Below are 2,730 nucleotides of genomic sequence, written 5' to 3' on the forward strand. Positions count from 1 at the left end.
CGCCCCTCCTTCATCCTGGGGAAAAAACTCCCGCCGGAGGCCCCGGCGCGGCCGAGCCCTGCCGGAGGCGGGGCGAGGGCGCGCCGCCCCCGGTCGGCGCCGCAGGCGCCGAAACCCGCTCGTGTAGGTCGGCGCCGCAGGCGCCGAAATCCCCTCGTGTAGGTCGGCGCCGCAGGCGCCGATCCCGCGGGCGTCCCTCCCGCGCCACGCCCCCTTGCCGCCCCGCGCGCGAGCGGCCAAAAGGGGCGCCATGGCCAGACAATTGCCCTATCACGCGATGGTCGAGATCTTCCGCCGGTTCCGGGACGCCGAGCCCGAGCCGAAGGGCGAGCTCGAGCATGTCAACGCCTTCACGCTGCTCGTTGCCGTCGCGCTGTCGGCGCAGGCGACCGACGCGGGCGTGAACAAGGCCACGCGCGCGCTCTTCCAGGTCGCCGATACCCCGCAGAAGATGCTCGACCTCGGCGAGGAGCGGCTGGTCGAGCATATCCGGACCATCGGCCTCTTCCGCAACAAGGCGAAGAACGTCATGAAGCTCTCGCGCCTCCTCGTCGAGGAGTACGGGGGCGAGGTGCCCTCCTCGCGCGCGGCATTGCAGTCGCTGCCCGGCGTGGGGCGGAAGACCGCGAACGTGGTCCTGAACATGTGGTGGGGGTTTCCGGCACAGGCCGTCGACACCCACATCTTCCGCGTGGGCAACCGCAGCGGCATCGCGCCGGGCCGCGACGTCGACGCGGTCGAGCGCGCCATCGAGGACAACGTCCCCGCCGAGTTCCAGCGCCACGCGCATCACTGGCTGATCCTGCACGGCCGCTACACCTGCGTCGCGCGCAAGCCGAAATGCCCCGCCTGCCTGATCCGCGATCTCTGCGCCTTCGAGGACAAGACCGTGGAGCCGCCACCGAAACCCGCGAAGAGGACCCAAGCATGAGCCAGCGCTACGACGTCGTGGGCATCGGCAACGCCATCGTCGACGTGATCTCCCACGGCGACGACAGTTTCCTCGAGAACATGGGCATCACCAAGGGCATCATGCAGCTCGTGGAGCGGGAACGGGCCGAGCTTCTCTATGCCGCGATGTCCGACCGGGTGCAGACGCCGGGCGGCTCGGTCGCCAACACCATCGCGGGCGTCGGCTCGCTGGGCCTCTCCACCGCGTTCCTCGGCAAGGTGAAGGACGACGCGCTCGGGCGCTTCTACGCCGCCGGGATGGCCGAGCAGGGGACCGCCTTCCCCAATCCGCCGGTGAAGGGGAACCTGCCGCCCACGTCGCGCTCGATGATCTTCGTCTCGCCCGACGGGGAGCGCTCGATGAACACCTATCTCGGCGCGGGCGCCGATTTCGACGAGGACGACGTGGATGCGGGCGTGGCGGGCGCCGCGCGCTGGCTGTTCCTCGAGGGCTACCTCTACGACAAGCCGGAGGGGAAGGCGGCCTTCACGGCGGCGGCGCGCGCCTGCCGGGCGGGCGGCGGCAAGGTCGGCATCACGCTCTCCGATCCGTTCTGCGTCGACCGGCACCGGGCCGACTTCCACCGGCTGATCGAGGCCGAGATGGACTACACCATCGGCAACCACGAGGAATGGCTCGCGCTCTACGAGACGGACGATCTCGACGCGGCGCTGTCGCGCGCGGCCGGCGTGTGCGAGCTCGTCGTCTGCACCCATTCGGGCGACCCGGTGCGGATCATCCGGGGCGCCGAGCGCGTCGAGGTGCCGGTGCAGCGGATCACGCCGGTCGACGCCACCGGCGCGGGCGACCAGTTCGCGGCCGGGTTCCTCTACGGCATGGCCACGGGGCAGGGGCTCGAGACGGCGGGGCGCATGGGCGTCGCCGCCGCCGCCGAGGTGATCCGCCACATCGGTCCGCGCCCCAGGCGGCCGCTCAAGGCGCTCTTCGCCGAGACCGGGCTGATCTGAGCCCGCTCAGCCGACGAGACCGCCGAGGAAGGCCTGCGCCTCCGCGCTTCGCGGCCGCTCGAACACGTCCTCGGTCGGCCCGATCTCGACCAGCCGGCCGAGGTGGAACACGGCCACCCGGTCGGCCACGCGGCGGGCCTGCATCATCGAGTGCGTCACGAGCACGATCGCCTTGTCGTGCTTGAGTTCGAGCACCAGTTCCTCGACCTTCGCCGTGGCGACCGGGTCGATCGAGCCCGTGGGCTCGTCCATCAGGAGCACGTCCGGCATGGTCGAGAGCGCGCGCGCGATGCAGAGGCGCTGCTGCTGGCCGCCGGAAAGTTCCGTGCCGGCAAGGGTGTGGAGGCGGTCCTTCACCTCGTCCCAGAGATGGGCGCGGCGCAGGGAGGCCTCGACATGGGCGGCCATCTCGGCCTCGTCCCGCATCAGGCCGTGGATGCGCGGGCCGTAGCTGACGTTCTGCCAGATGCTGGAGGGGAAGGGGTTCGGCTTCTGCGCGACCCAGCCGAAGCGTCGCCGCAGGAGCGGCGGGTCGATCGAGGGATCGTGTATGTCGATGCCCTGGAACGTCACCTTGCCGGTCAGCCGGACGCCCCGGTTGGCGTCGTGCATCCGGTTGAAGACCTTGAGCATCGTCGACTTGCCGCAGCCCGAGGGCCCGATGAAGGCGAGGACCTCGCCGGGATGCAGGTCGAGCGTGATGTCGCGCAGCGCGTGGACCGCGCCGTCATCGTACCAGAGGTCGAGCGCGGAGACCTCGATCTCGGTGTCCGACAGCACGAAAATCTCGGCCTCGGCCAGCGCCGCGCG

3 protein-coding genes are annotated in these 2,730 nt (G+C 70.8%); 2 read left to right on the forward strand and 1 reads right to left on the reverse strand.

Features of this window, described 5'->3' with window-relative positions; all coding sequences use genetic code 11:
• Positions 1-250: 250 nt before the first annotated feature.
• Positions 251-931 carry an endonuclease III gene (nth, locus tag ACTS11_RS18555; RefSeq protein ID WP_442641771.1) on the forward strand — a complete coding sequence of 227 codons (681 nt, stop codon included), beginning with the start codon at positions 251-253 and terminating at the stop codon, positions 929-931.
• Positions 928-1,920 carry an adenosine kinase gene (locus ACTS11_RS18560; RefSeq protein WP_442641772.1) on the forward strand — a complete coding sequence of 331 codons (993 nt, stop codon included), beginning with the start codon at positions 928-930 and terminating at the stop codon, positions 1,918-1,920. The genes nth and ACTS11_RS18560 overlap by 4 nt, the downstream gene beginning before the upstream one ends.
• Before the next feature lie 6 nt (positions 1,921-1,926).
• On the opposite strand, the gene ACTS11_RS18565 is transcribed toward ACTS11_RS18560, so the two are convergent.
• The gene (locus ACTS11_RS18565) at positions 1,927-2,721 is read right to left on the reverse strand and encodes a phosphate ABC transporter ATP-binding protein (protein WP_442641773.1); all 795 of its coding nucleotides are present in this window, start codon (positions 2,719-2,721) and stop codon (positions 1,927-1,929) included.
• Positions 2,722-2,730 lie beyond the last annotated feature (9 nt).

Source organism: Roseicyclus sp. (assembly GCF_052168335.1).
Classification (GTDB): Bacteria; Pseudomonadota; Alphaproteobacteria; order Rhodobacterales; family Rhodobacteraceae; genus Roseibacterium.

Bases quoted from the DNA above. Each gene is read 5' to 3' on its own strand.
- nth (WP_442641771.1), top strand. From the start codon at position 251: ATGGCCAGACAATTGCCCTATCACGCGATGGTCGAGATCTTCCGCCGG.
- ACTS11_RS18560 (WP_442641772.1), top strand. From the start codon at position 928: ATGAGCCAGCGCTACGACGTCGTGGGCATCGGCAACGCCATCGTCGAC.